19 protein-coding genes are annotated in these 17,059 nt (G+C 45.5%); 7 read left to right on the plus strand and 12 right to left on the minus strand.

Annotation, left to right across the window (positions count from 1 at the left end):
- Positions 1-136: 136 nt before the first annotated feature.
- From argA to ubiG, 8 genes are all read right to left on the minus strand, one after another.
- Complete coding sequence (gene argA, locus FTV42_RS06480) at positions 137-1,480, minus strand: amino-acid N-acetyltransferase (protein ID WP_180038097.1); 1,344 nt, start codon at positions 1,478-1,480, stop codon at positions 137-139.
- Positions 1,481-1,612: 132 nt separating this feature from the next.
- On the minus strand, positions 1,613-1,999 hold the full coding sequence (locus tag FTV42_RS06485; protein ID WP_180038099.1) for an RcnB family protein: 387 nt from the start codon (positions 1,997-1,999) through the stop codon (positions 1,613-1,615).
- A 241-nt stretch (positions 2,000-2,240) separates the two neighbouring features.
- Complete coding sequence (locus tag FTV42_RS06490) at positions 2,241-2,627, minus strand: RcnB family protein (protein ID WP_004281230.1); 387 nt, start codon at positions 2,625-2,627, stop codon at positions 2,241-2,243.
- A gap of 315 nt (positions 2,628-2,942) precedes the next feature.
- Positions 2,943-3,098: a hypothetical protein gene (locus FTV42_RS06495; protein ID WP_004281231.1), complete on the minus strand. Its 156-nt coding sequence runs from the start codon at positions 3,096-3,098 to the stop codon at positions 2,943-2,945.
- A 184-nt stretch (positions 3,099-3,282) separates the two neighbouring features.
- Entirely contained in the window at positions 3,283-3,702 is a 420-nt protein-coding gene (locus FTV42_RS06500) for a hypothetical protein (RefSeq protein ID WP_004281232.1), read from the minus strand.
- 156 nt (positions 3,703-3,858) lie between these two features.
- Positions 3,859-4,605, minus strand: coding sequence for a YciK family oxidoreductase (locus FTV42_RS06505; protein ID WP_180038102.1), 747 nt, complete (start codon positions 4,603-4,605; stop codon positions 3,859-3,861).
- A gap of 39 nt (positions 4,606-4,644) precedes the next feature.
- Positions 4,645-5,334 carry an HAD family hydrolase gene (locus FTV42_RS06510; protein WP_180038104.1) on the minus strand — a complete coding sequence of 230 codons (690 nt, stop codon included), beginning with the start codon at positions 5,332-5,334 and terminating at the stop codon, positions 4,645-4,647.
- A complete protein-coding gene (gene ubiG, locus FTV42_RS06515; RefSeq protein WP_180038107.1) occupies positions 5,331-6,059 on the minus strand; it encodes a bifunctional 2-polyprenyl-6-hydroxyphenol methylase/3-demethylubiquinol 3-O-methyltransferase UbiG in 729 nt (242 codons plus the stop codon). The genes FTV42_RS06510 and ubiG overlap by 4 nt, the downstream gene beginning before the upstream one ends.
- A 227-nt stretch (positions 6,060-6,286) precedes the next feature.
- On the opposite strand from ubiG, the gene FTV42_RS06520 reads away from it, so the two are divergent.
- A complete protein-coding gene (locus FTV42_RS06520) occupies positions 6,287-6,901 on the plus strand; it encodes a thiol:disulfide interchange protein DsbA/DsbL (RefSeq protein WP_180038109.1) in 615 nt (204 codons plus the stop codon).
- Positions 6,902-6,955: 54 nt separating this feature from the next.
- On the opposite strand, the gene FTV42_RS06525 is transcribed toward FTV42_RS06520, so the two are convergent.
- A complete protein-coding gene (locus FTV42_RS06525) occupies positions 6,956-7,657 on the minus strand; it encodes a TetR family transcriptional regulator (RefSeq protein WP_180038111.1) in 702 nt (233 codons plus the stop codon).
- Between the two features lie 210 nt (positions 7,658-7,867).
- Between FTV42_RS06525 and rph the strand changes: the two genes are divergently transcribed.
- Both rph and FTV42_RS06535 read left to right on the plus strand, forming a co-directional pair.
- Positions 7,868-8,584, plus strand: coding sequence for a ribonuclease PH (gene rph, locus FTV42_RS06530; protein ID WP_004281238.1), 717 nt, complete (start codon positions 7,868-7,870; stop codon positions 8,582-8,584).
- Positions 8,585-8,766: 182 nt separating this feature from the next.
- Positions 8,767-8,964, plus strand: a complete 198-nt coding sequence (locus tag FTV42_RS06535) for a hypothetical protein (protein ID WP_180038113.1) — start codon at positions 8,767-8,769, stop codon at positions 8,962-8,964.
- 100 nt (positions 8,965-9,064) lie between these two features.
- Here FTV42_RS06535 and nadC read toward each other — a convergent pair whose 3' ends face one another.
- Entirely contained in the window at positions 9,065-9,910 is an 846-nt protein-coding gene (gene nadC / locus FTV42_RS06540; protein WP_180038115.1) for a carboxylating nicotinate-nucleotide diphosphorylase, read from the minus strand.
- 182 nt (positions 9,911-10,092) lie between these two features.
- Between nadC and ampD the strand changes: the two genes are divergently transcribed.
- Positions 10,093-10,683, plus strand: coding sequence for a 1,6-anhydro-N-acetylmuramyl-L-alanine amidase AmpD (gene ampD / locus FTV42_RS06545; protein ID WP_004281241.1), 591 nt, complete (start codon positions 10,093-10,095; stop codon positions 10,681-10,683).
- 60 nt (positions 10,684-10,743) lie between these two features.
- Positions 10,744-12,294 (plus strand): murein biosynthesis integral membrane protein MurJ, encoded by a 1,551-nt coding sequence (murJ, locus tag FTV42_RS06550; RefSeq protein WP_180038117.1) that lies wholly within the window; start codon positions 10,744-10,746, stop codon positions 12,292-12,294.
- Positions 12,295-12,419: 125 nt separating this feature from the next.
- On the opposite strand, the gene FTV42_RS06555 is transcribed toward murJ, so the two are convergent.
- A complete protein-coding gene (locus FTV42_RS06555; RefSeq protein WP_004647174.1) occupies positions 12,420-12,578 on the minus strand; it encodes a DUF1328 domain-containing protein in 159 nt (52 codons plus the stop codon).
- A 192-nt stretch (positions 12,579-12,770) separates the two neighbouring features.
- On the opposite strand from FTV42_RS06555, the gene FTV42_RS06560 reads away from it, so the two are divergent.
- On the plus strand, positions 12,771-13,223 hold the full coding sequence (locus tag FTV42_RS06560; RefSeq protein ID WP_005105303.1) for a YcgN family cysteine cluster protein: 453 nt from the start codon (positions 12,771-12,773) through the stop codon (positions 13,221-13,223).
- A 19-nt stretch (positions 13,224-13,242) separates the two neighbouring features.
- On the opposite strand, the gene FTV42_RS06565 is transcribed toward FTV42_RS06560, so the two are convergent.
- Complete coding sequence (locus tag FTV42_RS06565) at positions 13,243-15,378, minus strand: bifunctional diguanylate cyclase/phosphodiesterase (protein ID WP_180038119.1); 2,136 nt, start codon at positions 15,376-15,378, stop codon at positions 13,243-13,245.
- A 263-nt stretch (positions 15,379-15,641) separates the two neighbouring features.
- Between FTV42_RS06565 and FTV42_RS06570 the strand changes: the two genes are divergently transcribed.
- A complete protein-coding gene (locus FTV42_RS06570) occupies positions 15,642-16,916 on the plus strand; it encodes a replication-associated recombination protein A (RefSeq protein ID WP_004281246.1) in 1,275 nt (424 codons plus the stop codon).
- Positions 16,917-17,059: the final 143 nt, after the last annotated feature.

A 17,059-nucleotide genomic window follows, 5' to 3' on the forward strand; every position in this document is an offset into this window, starting at 1 on the left:
ATTTATAATTATTTCTTTAAATCTAATCTGCTGATATGTTTAGCTGAAAAGCAGCATTGCAATTTTAAAATTTAAATCGAGATTGCCAGATATCTTTATCTAAAATTAAGCTAAGGCACCAAAAGAAAAAGTCACTTTAAAGTGACTTTTTGCAAACAATGGAATTGCGTTGATAATTATAAAAAGCCTGACGGGCATCCGGCAGGTCATCGACTGAAGCCGGCTCAAAGCCTTGTTCCAGAAACCAGTGCGCGGTGCGGGTAGTTAAAATAAACAGTTGCTGGATCTGCATGCTTTTGGCTTTTTCTTCAAGATAATGCAGGATCTGGCTACCCCGATTAGACTGGCGATAACTGGGATGTACCGCAACACAGGCAATTTCTGCAGAACGCAATTCATCCCCTGTCGTCGGAATCGGGTAGAGGGCGGCACAGGCCAGAATCATGCCGTCCCGTTCGATTACGGCAAACTGGTTGATTTCATTTTCCAGACGTTCACGCGAACGATAGACCAGAATACCTTCTTCTTCCAATGGACGCAGCAAACCGATCAGGCCGCCAACATCCTGAATGTCGGCCATCCGTACTTCTTCATAATGTGCATCGGTGACCAGAGTGCCGGAACCATCACGGGTGAACAGCTCTTCCAGCAGGGCACCATCATAGGCATAAGAAATCAGATGCACTCGATGTACGCCGTTCATGGAGGCTTCCTGTGCGGCTTTTAGCTGTAATCCTCTTTCCAGTGCATCTTGTTCGACCGGAATAAAATCATCCAGCTGTTGTGGTGTCACTTCACGTTTGAGCTGGCCGTTACTGTCCATCAGGCCATGCTGCTTACCGAGAAAAATTAGTTTATCTGCCTTGAGGCGAATCGCAGTTTTGGTCGCGACTTCTTCAGCCAGCAGATTAAAGACTTCTCCGGTAGTGGAATAACCGGTCGGGCCAAGCACCACAATATTATGATTGTCCAGATGGCGCTGAATCGCGTCAGTATCAACTGCACGCACTTCACCGGTCAGCTGAAAATCGATACCGTCGCGGATGCCATACGGCTTGGCGGTGACAAAATTCCCTGAAACGGTATCAATCCGGGCGCCATACATCGGCGAATTGGCCAGTCCCATAGACAGCAGTGCTTCAATTTGTAGGCGGATCGAACCGACGGCATTCATCACGCAGCTTAAAGATTCACGTGTGGTGACCCGACGCTGCTGGTAAAAAGGCGTCGTAATCTGGCTTTGAGCCAGATTCTGGTTAATTTGCGGACGTGCACCATGTACCAGAATCAGCCGAATGCCCAAAGAATGTAATAAAGCAATATCGTGAATAATATGCTGAAAGTTATCATTTAAGACGGCTTCGCCATCAAACATGATTACAAAGGTTTTATTGCGGTGCGCATTGATATAAGGCGCAGAATGGCGAAACCAGTGCACATATTGCAAAGTTGTGCTTTGTGACGTTTCTGCTGGAGTCATGCTGTGCCCATTTCAATGATTGAAGATCCAGCTTTGATTCTAATGAAAAAAAATGCAAGTGGAAGTGCAGATATAAAAAAACACCTGAAGGGGACTTCAGGTGTCTGCAAGACGAGCAGTAATGGAGAAAGCTTAGTTAATGATTCGTACAATTTTGTTGGTACGCTCATTGACCAGAACGTAGTCATTGTTGACCTTGTACCATTGCTGGAAACGACCGGTATTTGGCAAACGGTGTGCTTCGCGATCACTTACTTCAAAACGGTTGTTGTCATATTGGCGAGGTAAAGTTTGTCCTACGCGCCAGTCACGGCTTGGATTGACCATACGGTTGTTATGACGGCGGTCATCATTCCAGCGACGGTCGTCATTCCATTTCTTGCTGTCTTTGGCATTCCAGTGTGGTGCCGATTTATGCGGATTATGGTCATAACGCGAGTCATGCTGTGGTGCTGCCATTGCAGAAGTAGCTAACAAAGCACTTAGAGATAACGCGATTGTAGTTAAGACTTTTTTCATGGCTCTCACCTTAAGATGTATATCTAATTTCGATGAGACTAAATTAGCGAACAAGTACATAGAAAGCGTGAGGGCTATTTAGTTAAATTGTTAAATTCATGAAGAAATTTAGTAGATGAATCACGCAGTCTAAAAACTGGAATAGCAGCAAGATTTGCGGATAAAAATTTCAGCCAGTGAAATAAAAAAGCCCAAACATCGTTGGGCCTTAAAGAAGATTAAATTTGAATGCACTTATGAACTAGTCACCCACGATGCGGATAATGCTGTTGTTTTCAGAATCCACCAGAATATAGTCATTATTGACTTTGTACCATTGCTGCTTGCGGTCAGGTCGAGGCAGGCGATGGTCTTTATATTCAACTTTATAGCCATTGCCACGATAATGCTGCGGCATCACATAACCCGGCTGCCAGCGTAACTGTTGCAGGCGTTTCACCCCGCGTTCTTCACGCATACGGCGGTTATCCTGCTGATCTTCCTCTCGGAACTCACGGGCTTTCTTCTTGTCATGACCATGACGTGAATCCATACGGGATTCATCATTGAAATGAGGGGCAGCGATGACGACATTGCTCAGCATGAATGTACTGCAAGAAATTGCCAGTGCCACCAAAACCTTTTTCATGTTGAACCCTCATTAAATTGTTCATCTTCTACAGCACCTAATGTACGGAAAAATTGCAGAGAAACTGTGAAGAACAGGCACAATTTTTATAACAAATGCAGAGATATTATGATGATGTCATGTTTTTACATGACTATATGCGACGGCATCACTTCTATAAAGTAGCCTACCGAGCCATGTCCTTATCTCATCAAAGCAAGGGCCAACATGCAAGCGAAAATCGATGATTTAGCTCAAAAAAACAGCATTGAGTCAGCGAGAAAAAAGTTCATGATTTAATGAAACGACAAAGAATTTTGCCGGTTTAGTTTGAGATTAATTCCATTGCTCTGCTAAACCTTGCAAGGACTGAATCGCGTCAGCCACGGATTCAGCTTGTAGGGCGTCATCGAGTGCCACAATCAATGCTTCAGATAACTGCAACTGTTCAATCCGGTGAATTGTTTCAATTTTACGTTTTTGGTCAGCCATGCTGCGCTCCTGATTTGATCTATCTGTGATTCAAGAAAGCATAGTCCAATCAGTTTAATTTGGAAAACCGTATAATTTTATATATTTAATATGTAAATCCGATTTATTGTTATTTTTTGCAGGATTTTAAGAAAAAAAGGGCACTTTATCGAAAAGTGCCCAAGATTATTCAATGACCCGACTTTTAATAAGCGTAGTTCAGGTCAGTATAATCGTTGAGTGATTTCTGCACATGCGCCTGAATAAAGGCACGTACATCCTCGGCCGTCATGGCTTTGCCCTGATTGCTGATGACATGTTCGATTTCTGGCTGACCTTCAATTTTAATGCGATAAACAAAATGCTTGGCCAGACGATAACTGTCGTCTAATTTTTCAATGCCAGTCACATAATAATAGGCATGTTCAAAATTCAGATCCTGATGTGAAAATACAAATTGCTCGAACAATTTGAGTTTCTGAGCATTTTCGAGTGCTTTGATGTCATCCACGATACTGGCTTCAAACTTGGTGCCGTATTTCTCTGAAATAGGCTGTTGATCAATCAGCAGCGACACCATGCCATCGTCTAAATGGGTCACCGTAATATTGTTTAATTCAGTCATGATGCACTCGAGTGAAATATAGTGGGGCTTAGTATGCTGTTATTTTAATGAAACTCAATGCGAGCGGGGTGAACTTACTTAAGATTTATGCGCTGAATATGACTAAAAATGAAATAAAAAGGGAGCGATTGCTCCCTGAATGACAGACAGAATAATTTAATCCTGTGCATCAATACTCTGGCCATTCATATGCAGGCTGTCATTACCCATCAAATATAGATAAGCCGGCATGATTGAATCGGGGGTAGGCAGGGTTTTCGGATCTTCGTTCGGATAAGCCTTGGCGCGCATGGCAGTCCGCGTTGCTCCGGGATTGATGCAGTTATAACGGATATTTGGATGTACCTGCTCTTTGGCAAATAACTGGCTTACCGCTTCAATAGCAATTTTAGAAACCGAATAGGCACCCCAGCGTTCGCGGGCTTCGCGGCCTACACCTGAGCTGGCAAAAACCACAGAAGTATGTTCGGATTTGGATAATAACGGTAACAGCGCTTGGGTCATGACAAAGGGTGCACGCAGATTGACCGCCATCACATCATCCCAGACATTGACCGGATAATCCGCCAAGGGAACCCGTTCGCCTAAAATGCCGGCATTGTGCAGAATGCCGTCCAGACGACCAAACTGACGGTCTAGCGTATCGAGCAAAAGCTCATAATCACGTTCTGACGCACTCGATAGTTGTAGCGGCAAGATGGCAGGTTGCGGCGCACCCAAACTTTCAATTTCATCATAAATGACTTCGAGCTTGTTTAAGGTACGCCCATGCAGCACCACAGTTGCGCCATGCAAGGCATAACTGATTGCTGCTGCACGTCCAATGCCATCGCCCGCACCTGTGATTAGGATGATACGATCCTTGAGCAGATCGGGGCGAGGTTGATATGCTGAATATTTCATTATCTACCTCCTCACTTCTTATTATTTAGTGTTAAGCGTTCAAGATACCGCAGTATGCTGCTTCAGTACTAGTGTCTGAATCAATTGATGTAATTCTGGCACAGTATGCACGATATGGTCGGCCTGCCAGGCGTTTAAATCGTCTTTGTATTGCAACGGCAAATAACCATAAGCAGCCAGAATGGTCAGCATCTGGGCATGACGGCCGGCATCAATATCTCGTGGATGATCTCCGACATAGATACAGTCTTCCGCGGCAAGATTCAGTTGCTGGGCTGCCAGATACATTGGTTCAGGATCAGGTTTGGTCCGAGTGACATCTTCTGGACATACCAACACCGCACAGCGTTCACTCAAGTTCAGTGCTTGCAGTAAAGCCTCACTGAGCCAGCGCGGTTTATTGGTCACGATCCCCCAAGGAATGTCATTTTCCTCTAGCTGTTCCAACAAAGGATACATGCCGTCAAACAGATCGGTATCGACCGCAATATCTGCGCCGTACATGTCCAGAAAGCGCTGACGGTGTTGCAGAAAGACCGGATCTTCTAGTTGCAGTTCCGGATAAACCAGTTTCACCATAGCGCGAGCGCCTTCGGAGACCTGGGTACGAATCAGCTCGGGTGCAACCAGTGGGCGGCCTTCTTCACGGCACATCTGCTGGATAATTCGGATAAAATCGGCAGCGGTATCAATCAGGGTTCCATCTAGGTCAAATAAAACGGCTTTCATGCTGTGGTCTCTGCTGCGCTATCTTTCACGGTATAAACCATGTAGTTCACATCAACATTCGGTGCCAGCCAATAACGCTTGGTCAGCGGATTATAGTGCAGACCGGTCATGTCTTTGAGCTTTAAACCAGCGTTACGAATATCATGTGCCAGTTCAGACGGCTTGATAAATTTGCTGTAATCATGGGTGCCTTTGGCCAGCATGCGCAAGACATATTCTGCCCCGATAATCGCAAATAAATAGGACTTTGGATTACGGTTAATGGTCGAGAAGAATACATGACCACCTGGCTTGACCAGCTTGTGACAGGCCTGAATAATCGATGCCGGATCTGGCACATGCTCTAACATTTCCATGCAGGTCACGATGTCATATTGGCCAGCCTGTTCGTCTGCCAGTTGCTCAACCGGCACCTGACGATATTCAATATTGTTCACACCTTCCTGTTCGGCATGGATGCGTGCCACATTTAAAGGGGCTGCACCCATATCAATCCCAAGTACATCGGCACCGCGTCGCGCCATGCTTTCGGCCAGAATACCGCCACCACAGCCGACATCCAGCACTTTTTTGCCGCTCAGGCCTCCGGCATGTTCATCAATCCAGTTTAAACGCAGTGGATTAATCATGTGCAAGGGGCGGAACTCGGAATGCTGATCCCACCATATAGCTGCAAATGCTTCAAACTTGGCAATTTCTTGTGGATCAACATTCAATTGCGACATCGGTGTCACCTCAATCAGTCATGATTAGCTAAAAATATATATGTGCCGAATGGCCAGAGAAACTGATTTAAAACCTTGAAAATCAGTTCGATGGTTTAGTGTAGCGATTCTGGCAGAAAAAGCGATAAAAGCAGCAAAAAAGTTCACAGAATGAAAACGAAACCGGCATAATTGATTTATAGTGAACACATAAACTAAGCATAATGATTTAGAGGACGATAATCCGAATGAAAAAATTCCTTTTAGGCGCTGTTGCCGCATCTGTTTTGGCCTTTTCAGGCAATGCTATGGCCAATTTTGTGGCAGGTCAGGACTATCAGGTGGTTGCAAAACCAGTCAAAGTCGAAAAACCGGGCAGAATTGAGGTACGTGAATTCTTCTGGTACGGCTGTGGTCACTGTTTCTCGCTTGAACCACATATGCAGGGCTGGTTGAAAAAATTACCAAAAGATGTGCGTTTTGTACGTACGCCGGCTGCGATGAATCCACTCTGGGAACAGGCAGCGCGTGCTTATTATGTGTCTGAAGCATTGGGTGTGCGTCAAAGAGCACATTTACAATTATTCCATGATATTCATGACAAGCAACGTCCAATTTTAGAACAGGCACAACTGGCCAAGTTCTATACCCGCTATGGTATTTCTGAAGCGAAATTTAACAGCACCTATAAATCTTTCCCGATCACTTCGAAAATTGCCCAAGCCAAAAATCTGGCTGCTCAGTATCAGTTAAGTGGTGTTCCGGCAGTGACCGTGAATGGTAAATATATTGTGCAGGGTAATGATGCCAAAGTCATTCAGGTGGTGAATTACCTGATCGAAAAAGAGCGTAAAGCCAAATAAGTCTGAACTGACGATCAGTAAAAAAACCTGCATCATGATGCAGGTTTTTTTTATTTAGGCCGGAGGAGTGACCGCTTCATTGAGCACAGGACTTGCGGTTTCGACTGTTTCGGCAGGCCGTCGGTACCAGTGCAAAATGCCACGCAGCAAAAGCTGCATCTGTAGCACGCTTTGGGTTTTAAAGGCATTGGATTGGGCGCGGCGCAGCTCTGGATCAGCCTGATGTTGCAGATGAATCCAGCCCATAGCCCAGTTCAGGGACAGTTCAATCAGCATCTGTGCCAGAGCCTGCAAGTCCTGTGGCGCCTGAATATGTCGGGTAGATTGCATCTTGGCCAGTTCATGCATCACATCTTCAGCCAGAAAACGAATTTCCCGTTCAATACCGGCACGGAGCACGTCCGAACCGCCCCAACGCTCTGCAACAAAAAAAATCCAGGGTTCAGGATGATATTCGACCGCCTGAAAAAACAGTTCAAGTCCGGTGTAGGTTCGGGTATTTGGCTGATACAGATAAGCCTGTCCCAGTTGATTGAGTACTCCTTTGATGTGAATCGCAACCTGATCCATCAATTCCAGACCCAACTGGTTCATATCCTGAAAATGCCGATAGAATGCCGTCGGCACCAGTCCGACTGCATTCGCAACTTCACGTAGGCTGATCGAGCTGAAAGCGCGACCCTGACTGCTGAATGCCAGTGTCGCATCGAGTAGTGCCTGATGACTTTGCTGTTTGCGATCTTCACGTAAGGACATAAATGGGTTTCCTATCACCGGCTTCCCTCATAGGGAGTTTTAGTCTAGCAAAAATTAAATTAAAGCGTAGTGCCACAGATCGGCAGAATTTTGACATCTCGTAACGAGCTGATGCATTGATTTTGTAAATGAATCACCCGGCTGCCTAATCTTGGCAAAGGCTTCTGCTATACTGAGCCGCAATTATTTTGAACCCATACAGGACTTATTATGCGTATCGACCAGCGAGCATTAGATCAATTACGTGAAGTGAAAATTACCCGTAACTATACACGTTATGCGGAAGGCTCTGTATTGGTTGAATTTGGTCATACCAAAGTACTCTGTACCGCCAGTGTGGATAGTTCTGTACCGCGTTTCCTCAAAGGTCAGGGCCAAGGCTGGGTGACTGCTGAATATGGCATGTTGCCACGTTCAACTCATACCCGTAGTGACCGTGAAGCGGCACGTGGCAAACAGAGTGGCCGTACTCAGGAAATTCAGCGTCTGATTGGTCGTAGCTTGCGCTCAATGGTCGATCTGAAAAAGCTGGGTGAAAATACCATTACTATCGACTGTGACGTAATTCAGGCTGATGGCGGCACCCGTACTGCAGCGATTACTGGTGCTGCGGTGGCTTTGGTCGATGCCATGAACGTCTTGCTGGAAAGAAAGAAAATCAAACATGATCCATTAAAAGGTTTGGTGGCTGCGGTTTCTGTGGGTATTTTCAAAGATGAAGTATTACTGGATCTTTGCTATGAAGAAGATTCAAACTGTCAAACCGATTTGAACGTGGTGATGACTCAGGCCGGTGAATTTATTGAAATTCAAGGCACTGCAGAAGATAAGCCATTTACCCGTGCACAATCGAATGCCATGCTGGAAATGGCCGAAAAAGGTATTCAGGAACTGGTGAAGAAACAGCAAGAAGCTTTAGGCTGGTAATTCATCCCATGCTGATAAACGCATCTCCGGATGCGTTTTTTTATGCTTAAAATTTCACTCTGCACCTGTATTCAAAAACTGCACCACAAAGCTTCATCACAAAAAGCCGACATGAATTGGCTATATCTGCACCGGTTTTGCATCGATATTGGATCAGGCGAGATCACAATGAGGAATACGACATGAAACAGTGGCTTTGTGCACTTTCATTGCTGGGCGTGTTTGGATTAACTGCCTGTGACTGGGGTAATAATCGTGAAGATGACGAGCGTTCAGTATTAAATCAGGATCGTGATGAGGATAACGGAAGATATAACGACCGTGATGGTGACGATGATGACCGCGATCGTCGAGGTAATCGGGACGACGACGATGATTAAGGTCTAAAATAGAAAATTGAGCAAAATATGCGCAAAAAAATTTTCTAAAAATAAAAAAAGGGTGCTTCGCACCCTCTACGGTCATCTATCCCATTTAGGCTTAAGCATTGAAACGCATCGACAGATCAATGGCTTTGACATCTTTGGTCAGCACACCCATGGAAATATAATCTACGCCGGTACTCGCGACTTCACGTAAATTATCAATGGTGATATTACCAGAGGCTTCCAGTTTGCAGCGACCAGCTACATGTTTCACCGCATCGATCATTTGCTGCTGACTGAAATTATCCAGCATCACAATATCGGCATGGGCTTCCAGCGCCTGATTCAGCTCATCCCAGGTTTCCACTTCAACTTCGACAGGCTTACCCGGTGCAATTTGATGGGCCTTGGCAATCGCCTGCGCAATGCCACCCGCTGCCATAATATGATTTTCTTTAATCAAGAAGGCATCAAACAGGCCCAAACGGTGATTCTGGCCACCGCCAATGGCCACGGCATATTTTTGTGCGATACGCAGACCCGGAAGCGTTTTACGAGTATCTAATAATTTGGTGTTTAAACCTTGCAACTGTTTGACATAGTGGGCGGTTTTAGTCGCAACCGCAGACAGCGTCTGGACAAAGTTTAGCGCAGGACGCTCCACGGTGAGTAAGCTACGTGCAGATCCGGCCAGTTTTAAAAATGCTTGATTGGCTTGAACATGATCGCCATCATTTTTCAGCCAGATCACTTCAATACTTGGATCATAGGCCTGAATCAAGGCATTTACCCAAGGCTGGCCGGCCAAAACCATGTCTTCACGGCTAATGATAGTGGCAGTGGCCTGTTCATCTTCAGGAGTCAGCAGGGCGGTAATATCGCCTTCACCGATATCTTCTGAAAGTGCTTGTTGAATATTGATCTGAATGGACTGGTCTAGCAAAGCTTGAGATATGCGCATGAGTATTTCCGTATCTTTTTTAAGCCGTGAAAATTGCGCCTTATCTTAGCACCGTTACATAAAAGATGAGCGATTTTTCATCCTGTTTGCCGGGATGAATTGAGATTTATCCTTGAAAGTTTTAGCATGAAGCCGGCTGCAATGCTGATCTTGCAGATTTTATTTTTGGGGAGAACGGTTTTATGCAACAGGCAGCTGAGTTTCAGGTCAAGGACGGGCAACTAATCGGTGCACGTCAAATCCCGTCTCCCAATTTTAATCAGCGGCCAGAACAGACCGAGATTCAATTGCTGGTGATTCATAATATCAGCCTGCCACCTTCCCAGTTTGGCGGCGGTTATATTGAACAGTTTTTTCAGAACCAGCTGGATTGGTCAGTACATCCCTATTTTCAAACCATTGAAGGGATGCAGGTGTCGACCCATCTGCTAATTTTAAGAACGGGAGAAGTACTGCAATTTGTTAATTTCAATGACCGTGCCTGGCATGCCGGCCGCTCGACCTATTTGGGCAAAAAAGAATGTAATGATTATTCGATCGGGATCGAGCTGGAAGGCAGTGACGATTTGCCTTTTGCAACCGCACAGTATGAAGCCCTGGTCAAAGTGGCTGCCTGTTTGCAAGATTATTATCCTAAAATTCAGCAGCATATTGCCGGACATTCGGATATTGCACCGGGCCGCAAGACCGATCCGGGACCATATTTTAACTGGGCTGATTTTCGTACACAGCTACAGCATTATAAAAACACCTCAAGCTCGCTTGAGCGATGAAATTAAGCAATGAACTTCTGATAAAAGTTTCATTACAATAGCCACAAATTTATATATTAGGTGAATAGGATGGCGCTTTGGCGTTCGACCGTCATTGTCAGTGCGATGACCATGTTGTCACGCGTACTGGGATTGGTTCGAGACATTGTTTTACTGAATGTCTTTGGTGCTGGTAAAGACTTCGATACCTTCGTAGTCGCATTTCGTATTCCAAACTTTTTCAGGCGTTTATTTGCCGAAGGCGCATTTTCACAGGCATTTATTCCGGTACTGACTGAATATAAAACCAGTCGCACGCATACCGAAGTCCAGATCCTGATTAGCCGGGTGTTTGGCTGTCTGGCCACGGTCATGACCACGCTTACCATGGTCGCGATCATTGCTGCGCCATTGATTATGTATATCTATGCGCCCGGTTTCCATAGCGATCCTGAAAAGTTCGCTCTGGCGACCGACATGTTCCGCCTGACCATTCCTTATTTGTTGTTCATGTCACTGACGGCTTTTGCCAGCAGTATTCTGAACAGTTATGGCTCTTTTAGTACCCCGGCATTTGCGCCGGTCTTGCTGAATGTGGCGATGATTGCCGGGGCGCTCTGGCTTACGCCTTATATGGCCGAGCCGATTATGGCGCTGGGCTGGGCTGTGATCATTGCCGGTATTTTACAGCTGGCGATCCAAATTCCTGAATTGTGGCGTAAAAATCTGCTGATTCCACCGAAAATTGACTTCAAGCATGAAGGCGTTGATCGCATCATGAAGTTGATGCTGCCGGCATTATTTGGTGTATCTGTCACGCAAATTAACTTGCTGTTAAATACCATCTGGGCCTCATTCATGCAGGATGGTTCGGTGTCCTGGCTGTACAGTGCCGAACGTATGACCGAATTGCCGCTGGGTCTGATCGGTGTTGCAATTGGTACCGTGATTTTGCCGTCCTTATCGGCACGGCATACTGAGCAAAATCCGGAAAAATTCCGTGGCATGATGGACTGGGCAGCCAAAGTTATTGTGATGGCAGGCCTACCCGCCAGTATTGCACTGTTTATGCTGTCGACCCCGATCATTCAGGCCCTGTTTGAACGTGGCCAGTTCACCTTTGAAGATACCCAGATGACGGCTTTGGCGCTGCAATGTATGAGCGGTGGTGTGATTGCCTTTATGTTGATTAAAGTCTTTGCACCCGGTTTTTATGCAAAGCAGGATACCAGAACCCCGGTGCGTGTCGGTCTGATGGCTGTGGCAGCCAATGCGATTCTGAACGTGATTTTTATCGGTTTCTTTAAGCTGATTGACTGGGAAGCGGAGCATATGGCCCTTGCGCTGGCATCAACGGGTTCAGCGATGGTCAATGCCGGTTTGCTTTATTATTATCTGCATAAGCGTGATATTTTCCGTTTTGGCGCACACTGGAAAAAAATCTTCTTGCAATTCATGTTTGCTAATGTGGTGATGATTGCGGCTCTGGCCTATGCCCTGAGCTGGTATAACGCAGATGTATCACAATGGATGCGTGTGGTAGAAGTATTGATCTTATGTGTTGTCGGTGTGGTAGCGTATGTTGCAGCCTTGCTGGTGGCAGGTTTTAGACCACGTCATTTAAAGCTTTAAGTTCATCTTAAAAGAAGTATTTTTGATCAAAACAGATCATTAAAATACCCATAAAAAAACAAGAGCCAGAAGGCTCTTGTTTTTTTTGAAAGCTAATACTTGCTTTGAAAAGGTCTAGCGTAAATCTAGACCTTGCCGCGCGAAAGAAAACCAACGATCGCAAGAATCACCGCAATTACCAACAAGATAATCGCAAAATCCTTAGACAAGCCTGCGACGCCACCGAAACCAAGTAGACTCGCAATTAATGCAATAACAGCAAAAATAATAGCCCAGCGAAACATATATATTCTCCATGTGTTTTTATTTTCAAATTTAGTATAGAAATAAACGATTCCAGCGACTGTTAGTGTTGTGTTGATGAACTGTCTCTGATTTAACAATAGTTTACGTGATAACAATAAAAATTTGAGACAGTAGGTCTGCAGGGTTCTGGCTGTTATAATCAGCTGATTTTTGAATATTCCGGCCCGATCATGAGCGATACTTTACGTCCCGAATTCTGGAAAAACTATTCACTTGCTGAACTGACGCAAGTCGAGTGGGAGGCCTTATGTGATGGTTGTGGGTTGTGTTGTCTGATTAAACTGGAAGATGAAGATACTCAGGAAGTCGCCTATACCAAAGTGGCATGTAAGCTGCTGGATTGTAGCACTGCACGTTGCTCCAATTATCCAGATCGCTTGCAGTATGTGCCTGACTGTATTCAGCTTACGCCAGAGAAGCTGGAAACGATTCACTGGTTGCCTTCGAGTTGTGCCTATCGCCGGGTAGAGCAGGGCAAAAGCCTGCCATCCTGGCATTATCTGATTAGCGGTTCACGAGAAAGCGTGATTCAGGCACGCAAGTCGGCAGCAGGGCGCTGCCTGAGTGAAGCAGATATTCATCAAGACGACATTGAAGATTATATCGTACGCTGGGTGCGTTGAATCTGCCTGCGTGATTCGTTTATTGATCTGCCGGATGGAGTAGAGCCTGGGCCGAAGCACCGGCCATCGGACGATAGAAATAGAAGCCTTGTCCAATCTGACAGTCACAATGGATCAGGGTATCCAGCTGTTCTGTATTCTCAATCCCTTCCACCAGAACATCCAGTGCAATACTGGAGCCAATCTGAGTAATGGCTTTGACAATAGCCAGGGCAGATGGGTCACTGTTCATGCGCTCTACAAAGTTTCGGTCAATCTTGATGCAATCGACCGGATAGTCCTGCAAGCGGGTCAGCGAAGAATGTCCGGTGCCGAAATCATCCAGTGAGATCTGGATTCCGGCCTGTTTCAGCAGGTTCAGGGCACGGACCACATAATTGGCGCCATGTTCGGACAGGCTCTGTTCGGTAATTTCCAGTTCAACTTTGTGGGCCGGAATATCGAAATTGGACAGGTTTGCCAACAGTTTTTCGGCATAGTCATCGCGCAGGAATTCAACTGGTGCAGCATTGATTGAAATCGGTAACAGATCCAGACCTTGTGCCTGCCAGCGGCTCATATCTGCAAAGACTTTTAGCTGCATGGTCTCACTGATGCGTGAGGCCAGCTCATAGTCCTGAAAGGCACCAAAAATTTCGGAAGGTAACTGAATGTTCTGATTCTGATCTTGCCAGCGTAATAGCGCTTCAAAACCGATCACTGCACCATCAGAAAGACGGACCTTAGGCTGGTAATAGGGAATGATCTGATCGGCGAGAATAATCTTGCGTGCCAGAGTCAGCTGCTTGGTCATATTTTCCAATGACCCGCACATTTCCTGATTAAACATGCGGATGCCACCACGACCACTATTTTTCAGGTCATTTAAGGCGATATCGGCACACTTCAGCAGATTCGAGGTATTTAAGGCATCACGTGGATAGATGGCACAGCCTATACTCATGGCACTGCTGATGCTATTGCCGACATAATTGATGGGCTGATCCAGCTGGGCATAGGCCATTTGCGCCGTTGCCAGCAGCTGTTCTTCACTTTCCAAATTTTTGACCAGTACGGCAAATTCATCGCCACCCAAACGGGCGATGATGGTATTTGGCCCGAAGCAGGTCTGGAAACGTTTGCCCAAGACATGTAACAGATGATCGCCGGCAATATGGCCCAAGGTATCATTGATATGCCGGAAATAATCCAGATCAATCAGCAGTAAACCCGCCATGGTCTGCTGTTGTTTGGCCTTTAACAGTACCTGTTTAAAGGTTTTATAGAAGGTACTGCGATTATACAGGCCAGTCAGTTCATCACGTTTAACTACTTCTTTTAAACGGGTTTCTGCGATTTTTTGCTGACTAATATTGCGTGATACACAGAGAATATTTTGGGTAATATTCTGCTGATCCAGAATCGGGGTGAGCAGATGATCCCAATATTGGATTGGTTGATCTTTAATCTGAACTTTGCTGGAAAAACGACTGTTTAAGCCTTGGGCAGCCTGTTTCAGAGCACGTTGCCCAGATTTTCGGGCTTCAGGGGTTAAGCGATTTAACCAGCACAATGAACGGTCTTGATTTTGTCCTGCGGTCTCATTTGCTTGTGCCAGACAGCCAGAGTTAGTATGCCGAATCTCACCTTCAGGACTGATAATGCTAATGCAGTCTGCGCTAGCATCCAGCATGTTTTCCTGAGTTGAAACAATTTGAGAAAGCTGTTGCTGGATTTCAAAATAATCATGCACATCGGTCAGGGAAACGGCCCATTGCAGCAAATGTTCAGGTTCATGATGAAATTTTACCGCCAGGCTACACATGCGATAATGGGTATCACTGCGTTTAATCCGGCACTGGGTTTCAAAATTCTGATGCTGATCCAGCGCAGCATGCCACTGCGCTAAAAATAGCTGCAAGTCCTCGGTATGAATAAAACTCTGCCATTGCAGATGGCCCTGTTCATTCAGGTTCATGCCAAGATAATCAGTCATGGCATCGTTAAAATATTGCAGATGTTTTTTGTTGCTGACCCACAAGGGTTGCGGTAAGGCATCGATCAGATTTTTTAACAAAACCGATTCAGACAAGTGAGCGTGGGGTGCAATCAGTGATGATGACGTCAGTGGCTTAGACCGACTCACAGCTCCCTGTTCAAATTTATCATGCTTCATGCATTCACCACTACAACCCAAAAGTGCCCAAGGGGCGAGATAAGTTTCTTTTAATTAGAATAAACAATATGAAAATTACACTGTAATTAATTCACAATTAATCATGTTCAAATTATTCGCCTTTATAGAGATTAATTCATTCAGAATTAAAAAAATAGAGGATATATCCATAAATTAATTTTTTATGCTTGATGTTTGCATTCTTGGAATCAAAACTGCTGGTGTTAGAATGAGATCAGAATTTAGTTTGAGCCAATAATAACATGTCAGATAGTCATATCCCGCTTCCAGAACGCTTACGGCCACGCGACCTTACACAGATTATCGGGCAGGAACATTTGCTGGGTGAGCAGGCGCCCTTACGCCAGATGATTGATCAGGGGCATCTACCTTCGATCATTTTCTGGGGACCTCCCGGAGTCGGAAAAACCACCATTGCCTTACTGCTGGCTCAAGCGGTAGACCGGCCTTTTATCAGCCTGTCTGCACTGAATACCGGCGTGAAAGAGCTGCGTGAAATCATTGCAGAAGGTGGCGATTTGCTGACGCCAGTGGTGTTTATTGACGAAATTCATCGCTTTAATAAATCCCAGCAGGACGCTTTATTAAATGCGGTCGAGAAAGGGAAAATTACCTTAATTGGTGCTACCACGGAAAACCCGTCTTTTGAAGTGAATAGTGCCTTATTGTCACGTTGTCAGGTGTATAGCCTGAATGCATTGAGCGCTGAATCGATTCAGACTTTGTTGACACAAGCCTTGCAAAATGATTCTTTCTTGCAGGAAAGACATATCCTGATTGAAGAATTTGATGCCCTGATCCAGTTCGCAGCAGGAGATGCCCGTAAGGCACTAAATTTACTGGATCTGATCGCCAGTACCTTTGAAGCGGATATGGAAAATATCATCACCAATGCAGTCGTGGTGAAAGTCGCACAGCAGAATATCGCCCGTTATGACAAGTCCGGTGAGCAGCACTATGATCTGGTCTCGGCCTTTATCAAGTCGATTCGCGGCAGTGATCCGGATGCAGCCCTGTACTGGATGGCACGCATGCTCAAAGGCGGTGAAGATCCGGTGTTTATTGCACGGCGTATGCTGATTGCCGCATCTGAAGATATCGGCAACTCGAATCCGAATGCTTTGCTGTTGGCAGGGGAATGTTTCCGTTCGGTGCAGGCCGTGGGAATGCCAGAATGCCGGATTATTTTGGGGCAATGTGCAGTTTATCTGGCGACCAGTGCTAAAAGTAACAGTACCTATCTGGCGATTAACAAGGCGATGGAACTCGCAGATAAAACTTCAAATTTGCCAGTGCCTTTGCATTTAAGAAATGCGCCAACCAAGCTGATGAAAGAGCAGGGCTATGGCGTGGATTATCTGTATCCGCATAATTATCCTGAGCATTTTGTGCTACAGGAATATATGCCGCCAGAACTGAAGGATACCAAACTGTATGAATCAGCACGTAATAAACGTGAAGTTGAAGGGGAGCGTTTACAGCAACGCCGTTGGCAACAGCAACAACAGCAGCAATAAAGCTGGGTATCCCAACTAATTGAACAGATTAAAAAAAAAGCCCAATTCAAGGCGAATTGGGCTGAAAGTAGGATGTTTTTGAGGGAGATAACATCCTAGAGGGTAGAGGAGAAATTTGGTCGGAAAATATGGAGTAAAGTGCG

Source organism: Acinetobacter sp. YH16052 (genome assembly GCF_013417155.1).
GTDB lineage: Bacteria > Pseudomonadota > Gammaproteobacteria > Pseudomonadales > Moraxellaceae > Acinetobacter.